The sequence below is a fragment of the Pseudomonas sp. DCB_BI genome (assembly GCF_026240995.1).
In the GTDB taxonomy this organism is placed as follows: domain Bacteria; phylum Pseudomonadota; class Gammaproteobacteria; order Pseudomonadales; family Pseudomonadaceae; genus Aquipseudomonas.
In genome coordinates this window covers 203,766-225,965 of record NZ_JAPFCG010000001.1, presented here as the reverse complement: position 1 = coordinate 225,965, position 22,200 = coordinate 203,766, and the positions used below count along the sequence as shown (strand labels likewise).

The 22,200-nt window shown below is 62.8% G+C and carries 17 protein-coding genes; 11 read left to right on the top strand and 6 right to left on the bottom strand.

Annotation, left to right across the window (positions count from 1 at the left end; translation table 11 throughout):
- Positions 1–23: 23 nt before the first annotated feature.
- The 6 genes from hisS to OO258_RS00985 all read left to right on the top strand — a co-directional run bounded on the left by hisS (position 24) and on the right by OO258_RS00985 (position 6,793).
- Entirely contained in the window at positions 24–1,313 is a 1,290-nt protein-coding gene (gene hisS, locus OO258_RS01010) for a histidine--tRNA ligase (RefSeq protein WP_266028510.1), read from the top strand.
- A gap of 38 nt (positions 1,314–1,351) precedes the next feature.
- Entirely contained in the window at positions 1,352–1,993 is a 642-nt protein-coding gene (locus tag OO258_RS01005; RefSeq protein WP_266028509.1) for a tetratricopeptide repeat protein, read from the top strand.
- Positions 1,994–3,136 (top strand): outer membrane protein assembly factor BamB, encoded by a 1,143-nt coding sequence (gene bamB / locus OO258_RS01000; protein WP_110744923.1) that lies wholly within the window; start codon positions 1,994–1,996, stop codon positions 3,134–3,136. It abuts the gene before it with no gap.
- Positions 3,137–3,252: 116 nt separating this feature from the next.
- A complete protein-coding gene (der, locus tag OO258_RS00995; RefSeq protein WP_105946966.1) occupies positions 3,253–4,716 on the top strand; it encodes a ribosome biogenesis GTPase Der in 1,464 nt (487 codons plus the stop codon).
- Positions 4,717–4,865: 149 nt separating this feature from the next.
- Positions 4,866–6,014 carry a pyridoxal phosphate-dependent aminotransferase gene (locus tag OO258_RS00990; RefSeq protein ID WP_266028507.1) on the top strand — a complete coding sequence of 383 codons (1,149 nt, stop codon included), beginning with the start codon at positions 4,866–4,868 and terminating at the stop codon, positions 6,012–6,014.
- Positions 6,002–6,793: an amidohydrolase gene (locus tag OO258_RS00985; RefSeq protein ID WP_266028506.1), complete on the top strand. Its 792-nt coding sequence runs from the start codon at positions 6,002–6,004 to the stop codon at positions 6,791–6,793. The genes OO258_RS00990 and OO258_RS00985 overlap by 13 nt, the downstream gene beginning before the upstream one ends.
- A gap of 67 nt (positions 6,794–6,860) precedes the next feature.
- On the opposite strand, the gene OO258_RS00980 is transcribed toward OO258_RS00985, so the two are convergent.
- Together OO258_RS00980 and OO258_RS00975 are read right to left on the bottom strand one after the other, a co-directional pair.
- Positions 6,861–9,416, bottom strand: coding sequence for a sulfite reductase flavoprotein subunit alpha (locus OO258_RS00980; protein ID WP_266028505.1), 2,556 nt, complete (start codon positions 9,414–9,416; stop codon positions 6,861–6,863).
- A 255-nt stretch (positions 9,417–9,671) separates the two neighbouring features.
- Positions 9,672–11,963 carry a TonB-dependent receptor gene (locus tag OO258_RS00975; protein WP_266028504.1) on the bottom strand — a complete coding sequence of 764 codons (2,292 nt, stop codon included), beginning with the start codon at positions 11,961–11,963 and terminating at the stop codon, positions 9,672–9,674.
- A 222-nt stretch (positions 11,964–12,185) separates the two neighbouring features.
- Here OO258_RS00975 and OO258_RS00970 point away from each other — a divergent pair, with 222 nt between their 5' ends.
- Positions 12,186–12,866, top strand: a complete 681-nt coding sequence (locus tag OO258_RS00970) for a Fe2+-dependent dioxygenase (protein WP_110744917.1) — start codon at positions 12,186–12,188, stop codon at positions 12,864–12,866.
- A gap of 3 nt (positions 12,867–12,869) precedes the next feature.
- Positions 12,870–13,619 (top strand): tetratricopeptide repeat protein, encoded by a 750-nt coding sequence (locus tag OO258_RS00965; protein WP_266028502.1) that lies wholly within the window; start codon positions 12,870–12,872, stop codon positions 13,617–13,619.
- A gap of 55 nt (positions 13,620–13,674) precedes the next feature.
- On the opposite strand, the gene OO258_RS00960 is transcribed toward OO258_RS00965, so the two are convergent.
- Positions 13,675–14,838, bottom strand: coding sequence for a type III PLP-dependent enzyme (locus tag OO258_RS00960; protein WP_016713187.1), 1,164 nt, complete (start codon positions 14,836–14,838; stop codon positions 13,675–13,677).
- Positions 14,839–15,332: 494 nt separating this feature from the next.
- Between OO258_RS00960 and OO258_RS00955 the strand changes: the two genes are divergently transcribed.
- The 3 genes from OO258_RS00955 (at position 15,333) to OO258_RS00945 (ending at position 19,350) form a co-directional block, all read left to right on the top strand.
- Positions 15,333–15,830, top strand: coding sequence for an RNA polymerase sigma factor (locus tag OO258_RS00955; RefSeq protein ID WP_266028500.1), 498 nt, complete (start codon positions 15,333–15,335; stop codon positions 15,828–15,830).
- A gap of 20 nt (positions 15,831–15,850) precedes the next feature.
- Positions 15,851–16,813: a FecR family protein gene (locus OO258_RS00950; RefSeq protein WP_266028499.1), complete on the top strand. Its 963-nt coding sequence runs from the start codon at positions 15,851–15,853 to the stop codon at positions 16,811–16,813.
- A gap of 107 nt (positions 16,814–16,920) precedes the next feature.
- The gene (locus tag OO258_RS00945) at positions 16,921–19,350 is read left to right on the top strand and encodes a TonB-dependent siderophore receptor (protein WP_266028498.1); all 2,430 of its coding nucleotides are present in this window, start codon (positions 16,921–16,923) and stop codon (positions 19,348–19,350) included.
- 127 nt (positions 19,351–19,477) lie between these two features.
- Here the strand turns inward: OO258_RS00945 and OO258_RS00940 are convergent, their stop codons facing one another.
- From OO258_RS00940 to OO258_RS00930, 3 genes are read right to left on the bottom strand one after another with little or no spacing between them, the layout of a single operon-like run.
- Positions 19,478–20,635, bottom strand: a complete 1,158-nt coding sequence (locus OO258_RS00940) for a betaine/proline/choline family ABC transporter ATP-binding protein (protein ID WP_110744912.1) — start codon at positions 20,633–20,635, stop codon at positions 19,478–19,480.
- Positions 20,632–21,285, bottom strand: coding sequence for an ABC transporter permease (locus OO258_RS00935; protein WP_003248487.1), 654 nt, complete (start codon positions 21,283–21,285; stop codon positions 20,632–20,634). Before OO258_RS00935 ends, OO258_RS00940 begins: the two co-directional genes overlap by 4 nt.
- Complete coding sequence (locus OO258_RS00930) at positions 21,282–22,193, bottom strand: glycine betaine ABC transporter substrate-binding protein (protein WP_110744911.1); 912 nt, start codon at positions 22,191–22,193, stop codon at positions 21,282–21,284. Before OO258_RS00930 ends, OO258_RS00935 begins: the two co-directional genes overlap by 4 nt.
- Between the last annotated feature and the right edge of the window lie 7 nt (positions 22,194–22,200).

Here is a 22,200-nt window from a genome sequence, read left to right as displayed (position 1 = left end):
CACAGAATTCGTAAGGACTTTTCGTGAGCAAATCGCTGCAAGCCATCCGTGGCATGAACGACATCCTGCCAGAACAGTCGCCGCTGTGGCGCTACTTCGAAGGCACCGTGGCCGGTCTGCTGGACACCTACGGGTACAGCCAGATCCGCACGCCGATCGTCGAGTTCACCGAGCTGTTCAAGCGCTCGATCGGTGAAGTGACCGACATCGTCGAGAAAGAGATGTACACCTTCGAGGACCGCAACGGCGATTCGCTGACCCTGCGCCCGGAAGGCACCGCTGCCTGCGTGCGCGCCGTGCTCGAACATGGCATCACCGGCAATGGCCAGGTGCAGAAACTGTGGTACATCGGTCAGATGTTCCGCCACGAGCGCCCGCAGAAGGGCCGTTACCGTCAGTTCCACCAGATTGGTGTGGAAGTGTTCAACCTGGATGGCCCGGACATCGACGCCGAGCTGATCATGCTGACCTGGCGCCTGTGGGGCCAGCTGGGCATCCAGGACGCGGTCAAGCTGGAGCTCAACAGCCTGGGCACCAGCGAAGCCCGTGCGCGCTACCGTGACGCGCTGGTCGAGTTCCTCTCGGCGCGCCTGGAGCAACTGGACGAAGACAGCCAGCGCCGCCTGAAGAGCAATCCGCTGCGCATCCTCGACAGCAAGGACCAGAACACCCAGGCGGTGCTGGTGGGGGCGCCGAAGCTTGAAGACTACCTGGACGAAGAGTCGCGCGTGCACTTCGAGGGCCTCAAGGCCCGCCTGGACGCTGCCGGCATTCCGTTCGTGATCAACACCAAGCTGGTGCGTGGCCTGGACTACTACAGCAAGACCGTGTTCGAGTGGGTGACCGACAAGCTGGGCGCCCAGGGCACGGTGTGTGCCGGTGGCCGCTACGACGGTCTGGTCGAGCAGATGGGTGGCAAGCCGACCACCGGCGTTGGTTTCGCCATGGGTATCGAGCGCCTGATTCTGCTGCTGGAAACCCTGGGCAAGGTACCAGAGTCCATCAGTCGCCAGATCGACGTCTACCTGTGCGCCTTTGGCGAACAGGCAGAACTGGCTGGCCTGCGCCTGTCCGAAGGCCTGCGGGACCGGCTGCCGGGCCTGCGCCTGGCGGTCAACGCCGGGGGTGGCAGCTTCAAGAGCCAGTTCAAGAAGGCCGACAAGAGCGGCGCACTGTTCGCCTTGATCCTCGGTGACGACGAACTGGCCAAGCAAGAAATCGGCTTCAAGCCCCTGCGTGGCCAGGGCGAACAACAGAACATTGCCTGGGATGCTCTGGCAGAGCACCTGGAAACCGCGATCGCGCAGGCGTAACGCGGTTCAACAACGAATAGGCGAAAAGGAGTATTGGGGTGTCGAGTACCGATGATGATGACCTGGCAGGGGTCAAGGACTGGTGGAACCGCAACGGCAAGCCGCTGCTGACCGGCGCATTGCTGGCTGGCGTGGTGGTGCTGGGCTGGAATACCTGGCACAAGTACCAGAGCAACCAGTCGCAAGGCGCCTCGCAGCTGTATCAGGCGCTGCTTGAAACCAGCCTGACGCCGAATGGCCAGCCAGACGCCACCAAGGTCGCGGAACTGGCCGGCAAGCTCAAGAGCGAGTTTGGCGGAACCGCCTACGCCCAGTATGGCAGCCTGTTCGTGGCCAAGGTCGCAGTCGAGAGCGGCAAGCTCGACGACGCTGCTGCCGAGCTGAAAAGCGTGCTGGACAAACCGGCCGACGCTACCCTGGGCGAAATTTCGCGCCAGCGCCTGGCACGTGTACTGGCTGCCCAGAACAAGGCCGAGGACGCCCTCAAGCTGCTCGACGGTGACGCCGACAAAGCCTTCCTGGCCAGCCGTGAAGAGTTGAAGGGTGACCTGCTGGTACAGCTGGGTCGTGCCGACGACGCGCACAGCGCTTACGAAAAAGCCAAGGCCGCGCTGTCTGATGATGCGGCGGTCGGTGGCCTGCAATTGAAGCTGGATGACCTGGCTAAAGGGGACGCGTAAGTGATCGGTTGGAAACATGCAGCAGTGCTGACCCTGGCCGTACTGGCCGCAGGGTGCAGCAGCAACAGCAAGAAGGAACTGCCCCCGGCCGAGCTGACCAAGTTCACCGAGGAAGTGGTGCTGAAGAAGCAGTGGAGCCGTTCGATCGGTGACGGCCAGGGTGAAACCTACAACACCCTGGTACCGGCCATCGAGAACGACCGCATCTACGCTTCCGACGTCAACGGTGAAGTCTTCGCCCTCGACCGCATCACTGGCGACGTGGTGTGGAAGAAGGACCTGGAGCTGCAGGTTTCCGGTGCAGTCGGCGTAGGCTATGGCCTGGTCATGCTCGGTACCCTCAAGGGTGAAGTGATTGCCCTGGATTCCAGTACCGGTGAGGAGCGCTGGCGCTCCCGCGTGACCAGCGAAGTGCTGGCTCCGCCTGCCAACAACGGTGACGTGGTGGTGGTGCAGACCCAGGATGATCGCCTTATCGGCCTGGATGCTGCCACTGGCGACCGTCGCTGGATCTACGAAAACTCCCCGGCCGTGCTGACCCTTCGTGGTACCGGTGCGCCGATCGCCACCAACCGCCTGGCCGTCGCCGGCCTGTCGACTGGCAAGGTAGTTGCGGTGGACATCAACAACGGCGTGCCGGTGTGGGAAAGCCGCGTGGCCATTCCGCAGGGGCGTTCCGAGCTTGACCGCGTGGTCGACATTGACGGCGGCCTGCTGCTGTCCGGTGGTACCCTGTACGTCAGCACCTATCAGGGCCGCGTAGCTGGCCTGGACCTGGAAAGCGGCCGCGAGCTGTGGCAGCGCGATGCTTCGAGCTACGTGGGTGTCGCCCAGGGCTTTGGCAACGTCTATGTGAGCGAGGCCTCGGGCTCGGTCGAGGGTATCGACGAGCGTTCTTCCAGCGCCCTGTGGACCAACGACTCGATGGCGCGTCGCCAGCTGACTGCCCCGGAAGTGTATTCCAGCTATGTGGCTGTAGGGGACTTCGAGGGTTACCTGCACCTGCTCAGCCAGGTCGATGGCCGCTTCGTTGGCCGTGAGCGTATCGACAGCGATGGCCTGCGCGCCCGCCCACTTGTGGTCGGTGACACCATCTATGTCTTCGGCAACAGCGGCAAGCTCGAGGCACTGACCATCCGCTGAAGCTATGCTTGAAGCCTTGGCTGGCTTCAAGCCGCGGCGTAGGACACGCCGCCCGTACTCCGGCCGCTGCCTTGCAGCGGCCTTTGCATTTTCAAGAATTCGAGAGTGGAGAGCCGATGGTTCCCGTAATTGCCCTGGTGGGCCGCCCGAACGTCGGCAAATCCACCATGTTCAACCGCCTGACCAAGACCCGCGATGCCATCGTCGGTGACCTGTCGGGTCTGACCCGTGACCGCCAGTACGGCGATGCCAGCTGGCAGGGTCGTTCTTTCATCCTGATCGACACCGGTGGCATCACTGGTGACGAAGTGGGCATGGACGAGAAAATGGCCGAGCAGTCGCTCATGGCCATCGAGGAAGCCGACTACGTGCTGTTCCTGGTCGATGCACGCGCCGGCATGACCGCCGCCGACCAGATGATTGCCGAGCACCTGCGCAAGCGCAACAAAGAGGCGATCCTGGTCGCCAACAAGATCGACAACATCGACGCCGATGTCGCGCGCGCCGAGTTCTCGCCGCTGGGTATGGGTAATGCCATCCCGGTGGCCGGTTCCCAGGGCCGCGGCATCAACGCGCTGATGGAAGCCGTGCTTGGCCACCTGCCGCGCGACCAGGTCGAGGAAGCGCTGGACGCTGAAGTCGCCGAAGGCGAAGAAGCCGTCCGGATTCCTGGCCCGAGCGAAAAAGATGGCATCAAGATTGCCATCATCGGCCGGCCGAACGTTGGCAAGTCGACCTTGGTCAACCGCATGCTCGGCGAAGAGCGCGTGGTGGTGTACGACCAGCCGGGCACCACCCGCGACAGCATCTACATCCCGTTCGAGCGCGACGACGAGAAGTACACCTTCATCGACACCGCCGGCGTGCGCAAGCGCGGCAAGATCCACGAGGAAGTCGAGAAGTTCTCGGTGGTGAAGACGCTGCAGGCGATCAAGGACGCCAACGTGGTGATCTTCGTCATGGACGCCCGCGAGGGTGTGGTGGACCACGACCTGAACCTGTTGGGCTTCGCCCTGGAAGCCGGCCGCGCCATCGTCATCGCCCTGAACAAGTGGGATGGTATGCAGCCGGGCGAGCGTGACTACGTGAAGACCGAGCTGGAGCGCCGGCTGTTCTTCGTCGACTTCGCCGACATCCACTTCATCTCCGCCTTGCATGGTACTGGCGTGGGTAACCTGTACAAGTCGGTGCAGGCCGCGTTCAAGTCGGCAGTGACGCGCTGGCCGACCAGCCGCCTGACGCAAATCCTCGAAGATGCCGTGAGCGAGCACCAGCCACCGCTGGTCAACGGCCGCCGCATCAAGCTGCGTTACGCCCACCTGGGTGGTGCCAACCCGCCGCTGATCGTGATCCACGGTAACCAGACCGAGAAGATTCCGAAGTCGTACTCGCGCTACCTGGAAAACACTTACCGCCGCGTGCTGAAGCTGGTCGGTACGCCGATCCGTATCGAGTACAAGGGCGGCGAGAACCCGTATGAGGGCAAGAAGAACACCCTCACCGATCGCCAGGTCAACAAGAAGCGCCGCCTGATGTCGCACCACAAGAAGGCCGAGAAGAAGCGTCGCGACAAGCGCTGATTCCGTGGCGGCTTCTTCGCGGGCAAGCCCGCGAAGAAGCCTTTTGATCCAAAGCAATCCCCCTAATGTTTCAACCTTTTTCCTGACCGCTCGATCCGCTATGCTCGGACCTCACCCCGTGCCGGATACACCCCAGGAAAGAGGGCTTCATGATCCGCAGCAAACTGCCGAATGTCGGCACGACCATCTTCACTACCATGTCCCAGCTCGCCGTGCAGACCGGCGCGCTTAACCTGTCGCAAGGTTTTCCCGACTTCAACGGCCCGCAGGCGCTGCTCGATGCAGTAGGCCGGCATGTGGCCGCCGGGCATAACCAGTATTCGCCGATGACCGGCTTGCCTGCGCTGCGCCAGCAAGTGGCGGCCAAGGTCGAGCGCTTGTACGGCGCCAGGGTGGATGTCGACCAGGAGGTGACCATCACCCCCGGCGCCACCGAGGCGATCTTCTGCGCCATACAGGCGGTGGTGCATGCCGGCGACGAGGTGATCGTCTTCGACCCTTGTTACGACAGCTACGAGCCTTCGGTGCAGCTGGCCGGTGGCCGCTGCGTGCATGTGCAGCTCAGTGACGGCAACTTCCGTATCGACTGGCAAACATTCAGTGATGCCCTGAGCCCGCGTACGCGCATGGTCATCCTCAATTCGCCGCACAACCCCAGCGGCGCACTGATCACCCGCGAAGACCTTGACCAGCTGGCACGCCTTATCGCTGACCGCGATATCTACCTGGTCAGTGATGAAGTCTACGAGCACCTGGTCTACGACGGCGTGCGCCACGCCAGCGTACTGGCCCACGCACAGTTGTACCAACGTGCCTTTGTGGTCAGCTCGTTCGGCAAGACCTACCACGTCACCGGCTGGAAGACCGGTTACGTGATTGCCCCGCCGGCGCTGAGCGCCGAGCTGCGTAAGGTGCACCAGTACGTCAACTTCTGCGGGGTGACGCCGCTGCAGTGCGCGCTGGCCGATTTCATGGCCGAGCACCCAGGGCATGTCGATGAGTTGCCGGCCTTCTACCAGGCCAAGCGCGACCTGTTCTGCGGTTTGCTGGAAGGCTCGCGCTTGCGCTTTACCCGCACGGCGGGCACTTACTTCCAGCTGGTGGACTATTCGCAGATCCGCCCGGACCTGAACGATGTCGACATGTCGCTGTGGCTGACCCGTGAGCACGGCGTGGCGACCATTCCGGTATCGGTGTTCTACCAGCAACCCATCCCCGAGCAACGCCTGGTCCGCCTGTGCTTTGCCAAACGAGAGGAGACGCTGCATCAGGCAGCGGAAAAACTATGCGCGATCTGAGCACACTGCCGAACCTGAAAGTCGCCCTGGTGCAGACCACCCTGGCCTGGCATGACCGTGAGGCCAACTATGCGCACTTCGAGGTGCTGCTGGAGCAGGTAGGTGAAGTGGACCTGGTGATCCTGCCGGAAATGTTCACTACCGGTTTTTCAATGCAGTCGGAAAGCCTGTGCGAGCCGGAAAATGGCCCGACCTACAAATGGCTGAAGGCCCAGGCCAAGAAGTCCAACGCAGTGATTACCGGCAGCGTGATCATCCAGGCCGCAGATGGCAGCCACCGTAACCGCCTGCTGTGGGCGCGCCCGGACGGGGAGATCTTGCACTACGACAAACGCCACCTGTTCCGCATGGCGGGTGAGCATAAGCACTACACCCCGGGTGAGCGCCAGGTGCAGTTCGAGATCAAGGGTTGGCGGATTCGCCCGCTGATTTGCTACGACCTGCGTTTCCCGGTGTGGAGCCGCGATGCCCAGGACACCGATCTGCTGCTGTATACCGCCAACTGGCCGGCTGCTCGCCGCCAGCACTGGAACCGACTGTTGCCGGCGCGAGGGATCGAGAACCTCTGCTATGTGGCGGCGGTGAACCGGGTGGGTACGGACGGCAAAGGCTTTGCCTATTCGGGCGACAGCCAGGTGCTGGACTTCCAGGGCGAGAGTTTGCTGAGTGCCGGGGAGGCAGACGGCGTGTTTACCGCCGTGTTGAGCGCTGCGGAGCTGGCAGCGTACCGGGCCAAGTTCCCGGCCAACCTGGACGCCGATACCTTCGAGCTGCACTGACAGCCTGTACTGGCCTCTTCGCGGGTAAACCCGCCAAGAGGCCGGGGCGAGTTACATCAATGCCTGGTCAGTAAACATCCCGCCTATATCGCCCATCCTCGATCAACTGCTGCACAGCGGCTTCCCCAAGCATGCCGTTGAGCGCAGCATCCACCCCTGCAGCCATCCCTTGCAGGCTGCCGCAGACATACACACAGGCGCCCTCAGCCACCCAGCCCTTGAACGCTTCAGCCTGCTGCAGCAACACATCCTGCACATAGACTTTTTCGGCTTGATCCCGCGAAAACGCAAGGTCCAGGCGTGCCAGATCGCCGCTTTGCAGCCACCCTTGCAGCTCCTCACCACACAGCAGGTCATGCGCGCGATTACGCTCGCCAAACAGCAGCCAGTTACGCTGCTCACCGGCATTCACCCGCGCCCGGAGCAGGCTGCGCAGGCCGGCCAGGCCGGTGCCGTTGCCAATCAGTATCATCGGTGCGGCGGTTTCTGGCAGATGGAAGCCGCTGTTACGGCGCAGGCGCAGGCTCAGGGTGCCATTCAACGGCAGGTACTCGGTCAGCCAGCCGGAGCCCAGGCCCAGGCTGCCATCGGCATGGCGTTCCTGGCGCACGATCAGCTCCAGCACACCATCACTGGCAATCGAGGCAATGGAGTACTCGCGGCTGCCAATCGGCACCAGGGCATCGACCATCGCCTGTGGATGCAGGCCGATAAGGTGATCGCGGCGTGTTGGTAGCTGGCGACCCGCGAGGGCCTGGGCAAGTGTTTCGTTCAGGCCATTCACTTGCACCGGGGTATTGGCGTCCAGCGCCATGCCTTTGAGGAACGCGTCGATCCGCGGTTGCCCATTCAGCGGCAGAATTTCCACCAGGTCACCGGCCTCCCAGCTGGCAGGCGCTTGGGGCTGCAGGCCGAGCAGGTAAACCGGCTGCCCCTGGCTGCCGGGGTTGAGCAGTTTGCGGTGCACCAGCGACCAGCTACCAAAGCTTGGCGGCTGCCAGGCGGCCACCGGCTGGGCACCCGTCAGCTGCGCCAGTTCCTGTTGCCACTGCTGCAGGGCCGCCTGATCGGCGTTGTCCACTTCTACCGGGCTGAACGCGCTGCTGGCACCGCGCTCGCCCAGCCACGCCTGCAGACGCCGGGCGAAGCCGCAGAAGTGCGGGTACTGGCGGTCGCCGAGGGCGAGCAGGGCGTAGTTGAGGTGGTTCAGTGCCCACGGCTGGCCTAGTACCTTGCGCTCGAAGGTGCGGGCGCTGTCAGGCGCTTCGCCGTCGCCGAAGGTGCTCACCACAAACAGCGCACGGCGGGCTTGGCGCAGGTCATGTTCACCCAGTTCGGCCAAGGCGCGTACCTGCACCGGCATGCCGGCGGCCTGCAGCTGGCTGGCGCTCTGCCAGGCCAGTTGCTCGGCGAAGCCGCTTTGGCTGGCAAAGCCGATCAGCCAGCTATCGCCGCTGCCATCGTTGCGGGCAACGTTGCCGCGGGCGGCACGCACCTGGCGCTTCTTGCGGCGGCGGTCGAGGTACAGCAGCCAGCCAGTGACGAAGAACAGTGGCATGGTCAGGCTGGCGACAGTGACGATGATGCGCCCTGGCAGGCCGAAGTACTCGCCCACGTGCAGGGCGTAGACGCTCTGCAGCAGTTGGGCCTTGAAGGACTTGTCAGTGTAGCGGTCGTGGTTTTTCACCTGGCCGGTGGCCGGGTCCAGCACCAGGGTGTTGAAGGCGCGAGGGTGTTCGGCGCTGTCGAGCAGGTAGAACAGGTTTGCCGGTTGCCCGCCGACCGGGGGCAGTCGCAGGTTGTAGGTGGCAAGGCCTGGACCTGCGGCGTTCTTGAGGTTGGCCCAGATGGCGTCGTAATCGACCACCAGTGGCGGGGCATTCTTGTCGACCTTCTGCGGCCCGTGGCGCCCACGGCCTTCGCCGCGCTTCTGTTGCTGACCCGCAGCCGGTTTATCGGCCAGCAGTTTGTTCAGGCCCTCGCGGTACCACTCATAGGACCAGAACAGGCCGGTCAGCGCGAACAGCAGGTAAAACAGCAGGCACCAGGTACCTGCGACGGCGTGCAGGTCCCAGTTGAAAGCACGGCCTTTCTTGGCCCAATCGAAGGTCAGCCAGGTGCGCCAGTCCAGCGCTTTGCGCGGCCAGCGCAGGTACAGGCCGGAGAGGCAGAAGAACACCAGCATGAGGGTACAGGCACCGGTGATCTGCCGGCCGGTATCGCCCATGGCCAGGAAACGGTGCAGGGTGAGCATGAGGTTGAAGAAGTCTTGCCCGGCCACTTCACCCTTGAGTTCGCCGGTGTAGGGGTCGGCGTAACGCAGCTGACCGCGGCGCTCGCCCGGTGGCGGCGTGAAGAAGATGCGTGCGGCGTTGCCTTCACGCACGTCGACCCACAGCATCGATACCTTATCGTGCTGCTGGGCTTCGACCCGTTGCACCAGTTCAGCTGGCGGCAGCACGCCTTCGGCGCGTACTTCGACCTTGAGCACATCGGCATTGAATGCGCGCAGCAGTTCTTCCTGGAACGAGTACAGCGCCCCGGTAACGCCCATCAAGGCCAGCACCAGGCCAGCGGTGATGCCAAAGAACCAGTGCAATTGGAACAGCGTCTTCTTCACCACATCGATCACCTTGTGTTGCTGCCGCAGACTGCGCGGCGTGCATTATGCCTTGATACGCAAAAGCCCCGCTCATTGAACGGGGCAGGGGGTGGCCTGCCTTTAGTGATGCCCGTGCTTAACCCTTCGCGGGACAAGCCCGCTCCCACAGATACACCACAGGATTCGAGCGCTGTGAGGGATCTGTTGGAGCGGGCTTGCCCCGCGAAAGGGCCGCTACAGGAGCAGCCTTTCCAGCGGATCAACCCAACGCCGACATCAGAAGTGCACGCTGGTGGTCAACAGTGCAGTCCGCCCGGCCGCCTGGTTGGCGAAGTGGGTGGAGAATGCCTTGTCGTAGTACACCTCGTTGGTCAGGTTCTGTACGTTCAGCTGCAGGTCGATGTTCTTGGTCAGCTTGTAGGCGGCCATGGCGTCGTAGCGTACGTAGCTGTCGACCATGGTGGTGTTGGCCACGTTGCCGTACACGTCATCCACGTAGAACGCACCACCGCCCACGGTCAGCTTTGGCGTGATCGAGTAGGTGGTCCACAGGCTGGCGCTGTTGTTCGGCGTGTTCGGCAGCTGGTTGCCGTCGTTGGCCTTGCCCACCGGGCCGCCGTCGATCTGGCGAGCCTGCATGTAGGTGTAGCCGGCGAATACCTGCCACTTGTCGGTCAGCTTGCCGCTGGCCGACAGTTCGATACCTTGAACCCGGGTTTCGCCGATGTTCTCGTAGGTGTTGGTGTTGACCTGGACCCGGGCGTTTTCCTTCTCGGTGCGGAACAGCGCCGCGGTCAGCGACAGACGCTCGTCAAGCAGGTCCCACTTGGTACCGATCTCGTAGTTGGTGGTTTCTTCCGGCTCCATGTCGCTGCCCAGCAGGTTGCCGTTACGGTCTGGCGTGCCGCCCAGCGGGTTGCCTTCGGTACCTTCGCCAAGCATGGCGCCAGGTGGCGTGGCGGAGGTGGCATAGGACACGTAGATGCTGCCGTTTTCGGCCGGCTTCCACACCAGGCCCAGCTGGCCGGTCACGAACTCGCTGACATCTTTGCCTTTGGCGGTGGTGGTGCCCGCAGCGTTGTAGGTCTTGTAGTCGGTGTCGAAGTGGTCGTAGCGCAGGCCCATGTTGACCAGCCACTCCGGGGTCAGCTCCAGCGTGTCGAACACGTAGATTGCCCGGGTCTTGCTGTTGGTGGTGGTGCCGGCATAGTTGCGCGAGATGGTGCCGTTCCACGGATCATCCGGGTTCGGGTTGCTCAGCGAGGTGCAGTTGTAGCCGCTGGTGGCGCCGATCATGCCCGGGGTGCAGTTGGAATTGGCAGCGCCGCCAGGCACGGTGTCAGTGTTGACGGTGTAGCTCGAGCGCTCGCTCTCTTCTCGGCTCAGCTCGATACCGGTCGAGAAGCTGTTTTTCAGGCCGCCGACGTAGAACTCGCCGAACAAGTCGGTCTGGTTGGTAGTGGTGGCAGTGTTGCCGACGCGGGTGTTGGCACGGCGCCAGACACTGCCGTTGTTGACGTTGCCCTTGCTGTCGTCAGGCTGGGTCAGGATGTAGTCCTGCATGCTGTTGCCGTGACGCAGTGTGTTCTTGATGGTCAGCGAGTCGGTCAGGTCGTGCTCGATGGCGAAGGTGGCGATGTCCACGCGGGTTTTGCGGAAGTCGCGACCGGTCAGGCCATAGAAGTTGTCGCTGTCGCCACCGTCGTTCGGCTTGCTCGGGTGCGCCGAGGTGCGCCCGGCGCTACCGTTTGCAGGGATGGTGTACGGAATGCCCGAGTCCGGCAGGTCGTCGCTTTCCAGGTGGTAGTAGTCAAGGTTGACGCGGGTTGGCGTACCCAGGCCGAAGGCCAGCGACGGGGCGATACCCCAGCGATCGTAGTTGACCTTGTCGCGGCCGGCGACGTTGCTTTCGTGGGTCATCAGGTTCAGGCGGCCAGCAACGGTATCGCTGAACTGATAGTTGCCGTCGAACGTGTAGCGCTGAGTCTGGTCGCTGCCCCAGGTCCAGGCGCCGTCCAGCGAGTTGCCCAAGTGTGCGCGCTTGCTCACCAGGTTGATGGTACCCCCTGCTGCCCCACGGCCGCCCACGGCCGAGTTTGGCCCTTTGGCCACTTCCACCGACTCGATGGCGAAGATTTCGCGGGTTTGCGCGCCAGTGTCACGCACGCCGTCCAGGTAGGTGTCGCCCTGGGCGTCGAAGCCACGGATGAACGGCCGGTCGCCTTGCGGGTTGCCGCCTTCGCCAGCGCCGAAGGTAATGCCTGGCACGGTGCGCAGGGCATCCTGCAGGGTCAGCGCGTTGGTGTCCTTGATCACCTGCTGCGGGATCACGGTAACCGAACGCGGGGTGTCCACCAGCGGTGCGGTGTACTTCTGCGAAGCGGCCTTTTCGACCTTGTAGTCGGTGCTGGCCTGTTCAGCCTTGCCGTTGACGCTGGTGGCGTCCAGGGTGATGGCGCTGCTGGCAGCCGGGTCGGCGGCGTGAACCGACGAGGCGCTTAGCGCGACACCGATGGCGGTAACGATCAGGCGTGGTGAGCTCACTGCAGATGGTACGTACTGGCGCATTGCTAAGAACCTTCCCCAAGGTGTTGAGGCGGCGGATACTAATGTAAGCAATTGTGACTCACAATTGAGATTCGTTACCATTCGTGAAGAATTTACAATCTTTACAATTTGCCCTTACGGTTTCATGCAGCTGAAACGTCTTAAGCGGTGAATGGGGCTTGTGTAGCGCAAAAGGGAATCAATATCATTGGCGCCTTTACATTTCCTTACGGTGCCGCCGCCATGCTGCTTCACATCCCAGGCCTGTTCGACGCAGATGAACTGGCCCGTATCCGCAAGGCGCTGGAGCAGGCCGACTGGGCCGACGGCAAGGTTACGGCTGGCTACCAGTCAGCCAAGGCCAAGCACAACCTGCAGCTGCCAGAAGGCCATGCGCTGGCCAAGGAAATCGGTAGTGCGCTGATCGACCGCCTGTGGAAAACCCCACGCTTCATGTCGGCAGCCTTGCCCCACAAGGTGTTCCCGCCGCTGATCAACTGCTACCGCGAAGGCGGCAGTTTCGGTTTCCATATCGACAATGCCTTGCGCCAGCCCAAGGGCAGCCCGGAGCGGGTGCGCACCGACCTGTCCTCGACGTTGTTCCTCAGCGACCCGGACAGCTACGACGGCGGCGAGCTGGTGATTCAGGACACCTTTGGCGAGCAGCAGGTCAAGTTGGCCGCCGGTGACCTGGTGCTATACCCCGGTACCAGCCTGCACAAGGTCAACCCGGTTACCCGTGGGCAACGCTATGCCGCGTTCTTCTGGACCCAGAGCCTGGTACGTGAGGACAGCCAGCGTGCGTTGCTGTTCGAGATGGATAACGCCATCCAGCAACTGACAGCCGACGTACCTGAGCACCCTGCGCTGCTACAGTTGACCGGTACCTACCACAACCTGCTGCGCCGCTGGGCCGAGGTCTGAGCCGTGTCCTATCAGTTGCGACGTGAGGAAGTAGTGGATGTGGCCGGCTTGCAGGCCATGCTCGAGGAGAGCCCCGGCAAGGCCGCCCAGGCAATTCTGGCAGCGGCGGGGCAGGGCGCGATCGAGGCACAGTTGCTGCTGGGGCAGATCCTGCTGGATGGCCGTGGTATCCAGGAGGATGCCACCGTTGCCCGCCGTTGGTTCGGTATTGCTGCACAGGGCGGTAGTCCCATGGCGCACAACATGCTCGGCCGTTGCCTGGAGCATGGCTGGGGGGGGGAGCCAAGCCTGGAACAGGCGGCCATTCATTATGCGCGTGCCGCAGACGCTGGGCTCGACTGGGGCCTTTACAACCTGGGTAACCTGCTGGCTACCGGGCGCGGGGTGCCGGCCAATCAGGCGCAGGCGCTCATGTGTTACGAAAAGGCTGCGCAGTTGGGGCATGCCAAGTCGATGAACCTGTATGGGCGTTACCTGGAGCAGGGTATTGCCACGGCACCGAGCCCCGCGCGGGCGGTGCGCTGGTATCGACGCTCGGCCGAGGCGGGGGATTTCCGCGGGATGTTCAGCCTGGCGTTGGTGTTGGTCGAGCGCGGGCAGTTGGCCGAGGCAGGGCAGTGGCTGGAGCAGGCCCGGGTTGCGGGGAACATGAATTTCCTGCGTGCTGCGTTGGTAACCCTGCAGGGCGCGGGGCCGGTGTTGATGGCCTTTGCCGCACGGTATGCCGAAGAGATCGAGCGGCGCGGCGAGTAAGAGGCCTGCACAGGAGAGCACACATGAAAACGGGGCCTTGCGGCCCCGTTCTGCATTACAGGTAGTAAGCCTTCAGCGGCGGGAAGCCGTTGAATTCCACTGCGCTGTAGCTGGTGGTGTAGGCGCCGGTCGACAGCCAGTACAGGCGGTCACCGATGGCCAGGTTCAGCGGCAGGCCGTACTTGTAGTTTTCGTACATGATGTCGGCGCTGTCGCAAGTCGGGCCGGCGATGACCACTTCCTCGGCTTCGCCTTTCTTCTCGGTCCAGATCGGGAACTTGATGGCTTCATCCATGGTTTCGATCAGGCCAGAGAACTTGCCCACATCGGTGTAGATCCAGCGCTCGACGGCGGTACGCGACTTACGTGCAACCAGCACCACTTCGCTGACCAGGATACCGGCGTTGGCGATCAGCGAACGGCCTGGCTCGAGGATGATTTCCGGCAGTTCGTCACCGAAGTCTTCCTTGAGGAAGCGAATGATCTCTTCGGCGTAGGTTTCCAGGCTGTTGGTCCGGGTGATGTAGTTGGCCGGGAAGCCGCCACCCATGTTGATCAGCTTCAGCTCGATGCCGTCTTCTTCCTTCAGGCGCTCGAAGATGACCTTGACCTTGGCGATGGCGGCGTCCCATACGCTGATGTCGCGCTGCTGCGAACCGACGTGGAAGGAGATGCCGTAAGGCACCAGGCCCAGGTCGCGGGCGAGGATCAGCAGATCCATGGCCATGTCGGTCTGGCAGCCGAACTTACGCGACAGCGGCCAGTCGGCAGTGGTCGAGCCTTCGGTCAGGATACGCACGTACACTTTCGAACCCGGGGCGGCCTTGGCGATGTTGCGCAGGTCGGCTTCCGAGTCGGTGGCATACAGGCGTACACCCTTCTCGTAGAAGTAGCGGATGTCCTTGGACTTCTTGATGGTGTTGCCGTAGCTGATGCGGTCGGCGCTGACGCCGCGGCCCAGCACTTTGTCCAGCTCGTAGATCGAGGCGATGTCGAAGCTCGAGCCTTTCTCTTTGAGCAGGTCGATGATCTCGACGGCCGGGTTGGCCTTGACCGCGTAGTAGACCTTGGCGAATTCGAAACCGGCGCGCAGGTCGTCATAGGCCTGGCTGATCATCTGCGTATCGATGAGTACGAACGGGGTTTCCTGCTTGTCGGCGAACGCCTTCATTTTCTGGAAGGTGTCACGCGCGAAATAGTCTTCGACCTGGATCGACATGCTCAGGGACTCCATGGGCAAACAAAAAGAATAAGTGGCTGCAAACTGAACGTCCTCCGTATCCCCACTTTGGTTCGCCTACTCAGTACTTGAGCCGGATGGATCGTTTCCAGCATGGACGTTCGGCGCGCACTTTAGGGCGTGAAGAATGCAGAATCAACAGGCAATCCGGGCGTGATCGGCGTTGATCGACGACCAGCCATTTGAATAACCGACTCGTGTGACCGGCTGATGTTCCCCGCGATGTTTCAAGCGTAAAAAATTGTGGAATGGAGCGTGTTGGGCCCTTCGCGGGCAAGCCCGCTCCTACAGGGGATACGCGTTCAATGTGGGAGCGGGCTTGCCCGCGAAAAGGGCGGAGGTGTTCATATTTATGGCCACATTTTCCTGGTACCCCCGTACAGGAAATCGCCTATAAATTTTTTGTTACCGACTGGCGGATTTGCCGGTTTTGATGAGAAACATTACTATTCGCACCCTTGTCTGCCTCCCTGATGACCCCGACCGTGTCCGGACCCAAAGGCTTCCTCGACCACTACCATGAGCTGATCGGCACCTGGACGCGCAAATTGCGCAGTCGGCAGCAGGCCGAGGACCTCACCCACGATGCCTTTGTCCGGGTACTGGAAAACCCGCGCGAGCGGGTCGAGCAGCCACGCGCCTACTTGCACCAGACCGCACGCAACATTGCCGTGGATGGTTTTCGCCGTGAGGATCGCCGCCAGGCCCTGGAGCAGGGGGGCTTCGACGCCGCTGCTGCCGGCAGTGGCGACCCAGAGGCGTACGTGCATGCGCTGGAGCTGGCTGACAGCGTGGAGCGGGCGCTGGCCGAGCTGCCACTCAACTGCCGGCAGGTGTTCATCTGGCAGAAGCTCGAGGGCCTGACCCAGGCCGAAATCGCCGAGCGCATGGGCTTGAGCAAGAACATGGTCGAAAAGTATATGATCCGCACGCTTCGGCACCTGCGTGAGCAGCTGGATGTGTCGGCATGATGAGTCAGGAGACCTTTTCGATGAAACCTCACGGTAGCGAAACCGTCCGCGAGCAGGCCGCCGCATGGTTCGCCCGTGTGCAGGATGCGCCCAAGGATGCCGGGCTGCAGAAACAGTTGCGTGCCTGGCTGGCCAGCGATGAGCGTCACCGCCAGGAATACGAGCATCTCTGCCGGGTGTGGCAGGCCGCCGATTTCATCCCACGCCAGCGCCTGGCAGCATTGGCCCAGCCGGCACCGGTACAGCAGTTGCCGCGTCGGCGTTTGCTGCGCCAGGCGCTGGCTGCCAGTGTCGCGGTGTTGGCGCTGGGCCTTGGCTGGGGCGGCTGGCACTACCAGCAACTGAACCATCAGGGCAGCTTGCAGACTGCCTTCAACGAGCGACGCCAGGTCGAATTGCCGGATGGCTCGCAGCTCGAGCTCAATGGCAGTACGCAACTGCAAGTCGACTTCAGCGCCGGGCAGCGGCATATCCGCCTGAGTGCCGGTGAGGTGATGTTCAGCGTCGCCCATGACAGCAGCAGGCCGTTCGTGGTCGACACTGCGCAAGGCCGCGTGACGGTCACCGGAACGCGCTTCGATGTGCGCCTGGACCCGGCCAGCACCCGAGTGGCGGTGGAGCAGGGTTCGGTACGGGTGCAGGGCCAGGGTGCGTCGTTGGCACAACTGACGGCTGGGCAGGGCTCGAATATAAATGCACAAGGCCTGGTAGCCGCACCTTATGCGGTGAACACCGGCGCCGTCACCGCCTGGCGGCAGGGCAAGCTGGTGTTCGACAACGCTACCCTCGCCGATGTGGTGGCCGAAGCTTCGCGCTACCGCAGCCAGCCATTGCGGGTCGCCCCGGGTAAAGCCGCCCAGTTGCGCCTGTCCAGTACCTTCAACACCGACGACACTGACGCGTTGCTGCGCGCCTTGCCGAGCATCCTGCCGGTGGCCATCAAGGCCCATGAAGACGGCTCGCGCGAAATAGTCGCGAAATAAATTCAGGTTTTTTTCCGCTCGTTCGTCTTCCTCGCCAGCTGCAACTGCCAAGCATTTCCATTTGCACGCGGTTGGCGTTTATTCCGCATTCAGGAAGTTTCGACGACGTGAACAACAACAAGCCCTTCCCACGCTTGAGCGCCCTGGCGCTGGCCCTGGCGGTCAGCGCCGCGGCCGTCAATAGCCAGGCCGTCCAGGCCGCCAGCCCGATCCAGATCCAGGCCCAGCCGCTGGCTTCGGCGCTGAACCAGCTTGGCCAGCAGACCAATCTGCAGCTGTTCTTCAGCCCCGAACTGGTGGCTGGCAAGCAGGCCCCGGCCGTGTCCGGCCCATTGGCGCCTGAGCAAGCCCTGCAGCAATTGTTGCAGGGCAGCGGCCTGACCTACGAAATATCCCAGGGCACCGTGGTGCTCAAACCGGCCCAGGTCGACGGCACCTTGACCACCGGCAGCCTGGAGCTGGCACCAACGGACATCAAGGTGGTCGGTGACTGGCTGGGGGATGCCCAGCAGAGTGTGGTGCAGAACCACCCTGGCGCGCGCACCGTGGTGCGCCGCGAGGCCATGGTCGAGAAGGGCGCGATGAACGTGCGCGATGTGCTGCGCGGTATCCCGGGTGTGCAGGTGCAGGACTCCAACGGCACCGGCGGTAGTGACCTGTCGCTGAACGTTGGGGTGCGCGGCCTGACGTCGCGCCTGTCACCGCGCTCCACGGTGCTGATCGACGGCATACCCGCAGCCTTCGCACCCTATGGCCAGCCACAGCTGTCGATGGCGCCCATTTCCTCGGGCAACCTCGACAGCATCGACGTGGTGCGTGGCGCAGGCTCGGTGCGCTATGGCCCGCAGAACGTCGGCGGGGTGATCAACTTCGTCACCCGGGCGATCCCCGAGAAGGCTTCGGCCGAGCTGTCCACCACCCTGGAAACCTCCCAGCATGGTGGCTGGAAGCATACCGAGTCGGCCTTCGTCGGCGGCACGGCGGAAAACGGCTTGGGCGTGGCGTTGCTATACACCGGGGTGAACGGCAACGGCTATCGCGAAAGCAATAACGGTAACGATATCGACGACGTCATTCTCAAGACCCACTGGGCGCCGACCGACGTCGATGAGTTCTGGCTCAACTTCCATTACTACGATGGCCGTGCCGACATGCCCGGCGGCCTGACCCAGGCCCAGTACGACAGCAACCCGTATCAGTCGGTACGCGATTACGACTACTTCGCCGGCCGCCGCAAGGATGTGTCGTTCAAGTGGCAGCGCCAGCTCGACGAAGCCACCCAGTTCGAAGTGCTGACCTACTACACCGACAGCTTCCGTGGCAGCGCCATTGCCGCGCGCGACATGAAGACCCTGTCGTCATACCCGCGCAATTATCACACCTTCGCCATCGAGCCCCGGCTGTCGCGGATCTTTTTCGCAGGCCCGACCACCCAGGAAGTCAGCGTCGGTTACCGCTACCTGAAAGAAGCGATGCGTGAGCAGTCCACCCGTCTGGCGCTGATCGACAATGTGCCGACGCCTACCCCGACTTCCGATGGCCACGTGTTCCAGGACCGCAGTGGCGGCACCGAGGCAAGCGCCTACTACATCGACGACAAGATCGATGTGGGCAACTGGACTATCACCCCGGGCATCCGCTTCGAGCACATCAACACTGACTGGCGCGATCGCCCGGTGCTTGGCGCCAACGGTCAGCCAGTGCCGGAGAAAAAGCGCAGCATCACCAGCAACGAGCCATTGCCGGCGCTGAGCGTGATGTACCACATCTCCGATGCGTGGAAGGTGTTCGCCAACTATGAGACCTCGTTTGGCAGCCTGCAGTACTTCCAGCTGGGCCAGGGCGGTACTGGCAACAGCACGGCCAATGGCCTGGAGCCGGAGAAGGCCAAGACTTATGAAATCGGCACCCGGTATGACAACGGTGGTTTCGCCGGTGAGTTGACCGCGTTCTACATCGACTTCGATGACGAGCTGCAGTACATCAGCAACGACGTGGGCTGGACCAACCTCGGTGCGACCAAGCACCAGGGCATCGAGGCTTCGGTGCGTTATGACCTTGCCGGGCTGGACCCGCGGCTGGACGGGCTTTCGGTGAGCGGTGGCTATACCTATACCCGCGCTACGTATGAGGGGGACATTCCGGGCTTCAAGGGCCGTGACCTGCCGTTCTATTCGCGCCAGGTGGCCACTGCCGGGGTGCGTTACGCCGTTAACCGCTGGACCTGGAACCTGGACGCCTATGCCCAATCGAAGCAGCGTGCGCCGGGTACCGGGATCAATGCCGACGGCAGCTTCAATGGCGATTACATTACCGAGCCAAGTGCCGACGGGCAGTATGGCGATATTCCGGGTTATGTGACCTGGCATGCCCGCGGTGGGTATGAATTCGGGCCTGAAGTGTCCAACCTGAAGCTGGCGGCGGGGGTGAAGAACCTGTTCGACAAGCAGTACTTCACCCGCTCCAGCGACAACAATGCCGGCCTCTATGTGGGTGAGCCGCGGACCTTCTATGTGCAGGCTAGCGTAGGGTTCTGATCTGAACTCGCCGGGGGCCGCTGTGCGGCCCATTCGCGGGGCAAGCCCGCTCCCACAGGCTTGATATCGACGCCGTCCTGTGGGAGCGGGCTTGCCCCGCGAATGGGGCGCAAGGCGCCCCCCGGCATTACGAAACCACTGCCTCGGCCGGCGAGACGATGCTGGTCTTGGCCCCGCGCGATCTCCCCGAGCTCAGGTACGCCGCGATCGATTCCTGAGTCACCTCGCCCAGGAATACCTGCTCGGCATCCAGCACTGGCAACCACGCGCGGTTGAACTCATACATGCGCGACAGCAGGATGCGCAAGTGCTCATCGTACGACGCCGTGGCATTGAACTGCCGCAGGAAATCACCGCAAGTGCCTTGCTGGCGGTGCATGTCGCGCCGGCGCACGTAGCCCAGGGCCTTGTTCTGTGCATCGGTCACTACCACGTAGCGGCGGTCGTGCTCATCCAGCAGCTCCAGCGCGTCGCTCACCGGTGTTTCCGGGCTCACCGAGGGCGCGTTGTCCGCCGCATCCTCGGCACGCACCAGCAACAGGCGTTTGAGGGTGCTGTCCTGGCCAACGAAGTTGCTCACGAAATCATCCGCTGGGTGCGCCAGCAGGGTATCCGGGTGATCCAGCTGCAACAGCTTGCCGGCACGGAAGATGGCAATCTTGTCGCCCAGCTTGATCGCTTCGTCGATGTCGTGGCTGACCATGATCACGGTCTTGTTCAGTGCCCGCTGCATCTCGAAGAACTCGTTCTGGATCATCTCGCGGTTGATCGGGTCGACCGCGCCGAACGGTTCATCCATCAACAGTACCGGAGCTTCTGCCGCCAGCGCACGGATCACGCCAATACGCTGCTGCTGGCCACCGGAAAGCTCGCGTGGGTAGCGTTGCAGGTACTGCTTGGGCTCCAGCTTGATCATGTGCATCAATTCGCGGGCGCGCTCGTGGCATTTCTGTTTATCCCAGCCAAGCAGGCGCGGGACCACGGTAATGTTCTCCTCGATGGTCATGTTGGGAAACAGGCCGATCTGCTGGATCACGTAGCCGATGTGCCGGCGCAGGGTGACTTCGTCCAGGCCGGTGGTGTCTTCGCCGTTGATGAACACCTGGCCGGAGGTCGGCGTGATCAGGCGGTTGATCATTTTCAGCGTGGTGCTCTTGCCGCAGCCCGACGGGCCGAGGAACACGCAGATTTCCCCTTCGTTGACGGTGAGGCTTACCGAGTCGACGGCTTTGACGTCCTTGCCGTTGACGTTGAAGGTTTTGCTGAGGTTCTTCAGTTCGATCATGAGCGCAGTCCTTCTGGAGTCAGGGCACGTTGCAGGGTTTGCAGCAGCAGGTCGGCGATGATCGCCAGCAGGCTGACCAGTACGGCGCCGACCAGCAGCATCGACATGTCGCTGCGGCTGATGGAAGTCAGAATCAGCACGCCGAGGCCGCCAGCGCCGATGGTGGCGGCAATGGTCATCACACCGATGTTCATCACCACGGCGGTGCGCACGCCGGCGAGGATCACCGGCACGGCGATGGGCAGCTCGACCATGCGCAGGCGCTGGCCGAAGGTCATGCCGATGCCACGCGCGGCTTCACGGATACCGGGCTCGACATTGGTCAGGGCCAGGTAGGTGTTGCGCATGATTGGCAGCAGCGAATAAAGAAACACGGCAGTGATCGCCGGCAAGGGGCCCAGCCCCTGGCCGAACTTGGAGTAGAACGGCAGCAGCAGGCCGAACAACGCAATCGATGGGATGGTCAGCAGCACCGTGGCGCTGGCCTGCAGCGGGCCGGCCACCGCCGGGAAGCGGGTCATCAGGATACCCAGCGGCACGCCAACGAGGATCGCCAGGCCGACGGCGATGCCGACCAGCATGATGTGCTGCCAGGTCAGTTGCAGCACCTGGGCCCAGTCGAGGTGGGCGAACGTGTCGAGCAGGCTCATGGCTGTACCTCCTTGAGGGGATGCTCTCGCAGGAAGGCGGCGGCCACTGCGGACGGGTTCTGGTGGTCCACGTCGACCTTGGCATTGAGCTGGCGCATGGTCTCGTCATCGAGCTGCTCGGCCAGTGGCTTGAGCAGGGCGACCAGTTGCGGGTTGGCGTCGAGCACGGCCTTGCGCACCACCGGGGCGGCGGTGTAGTCGGGGAAGTAGTGCTTGTCGTCTTCGAGCAGCTTGAGGTTGAACGCGCTCAGGCGACCGTCGGTGGTGTAGACCAGGCCTGCGAACACCTGGTTGTTGTGCATGGCCGTGTAGACCAGGCCTGCGTCCATCTGGCGGATATTGGCGCGGCCGACCTGCAGGTCGTACATCTCCTTGAGCCCGACCAGGCCGTCGGGGCGGTTGGCGAACTCGGTGTCCAGGGCCACCAGGTGGTTACGCTTGCGCTCGTCGCGCAGCACCTGGTTGAGGTCGCTGATCGAATTGATCTGGGGGTAGGCCTCGGCGACCTGCTTCGGCAAGCCGAGGGCATAGGTGTTGCTGAATTTCGATGGGGTCAGCCAGATCAGATCTTTCTTGGCATCCAGCTCCTTGACCTTGGCGTAGGTGGCCTCGGCACTGGGCATACGCTCATCGATGTGGTTGTAGGACACCAGCGACACCCCGGTGTATTCCCACATCAGGTCGAGCTGGCCGGTTTCCTGGGCCTGGCGAGCGATGCTGCTGCCAAGGCCGGTGGTGACGCGTACGTCAAAGCCGTTGGCGCGCAGGTATTGCGCGGTGATTTCGGCGAGCACGGTCTGTTCGGTGAACACCCGCGCGCCGATGCGCACCAGGGGTTTTTCCGCTGCCTGGGCAACTCCTGCGAACAGCAGGGCCGCGCCCAGCAGCAAGGCGATTCTCTTCTTCATGCGTTTC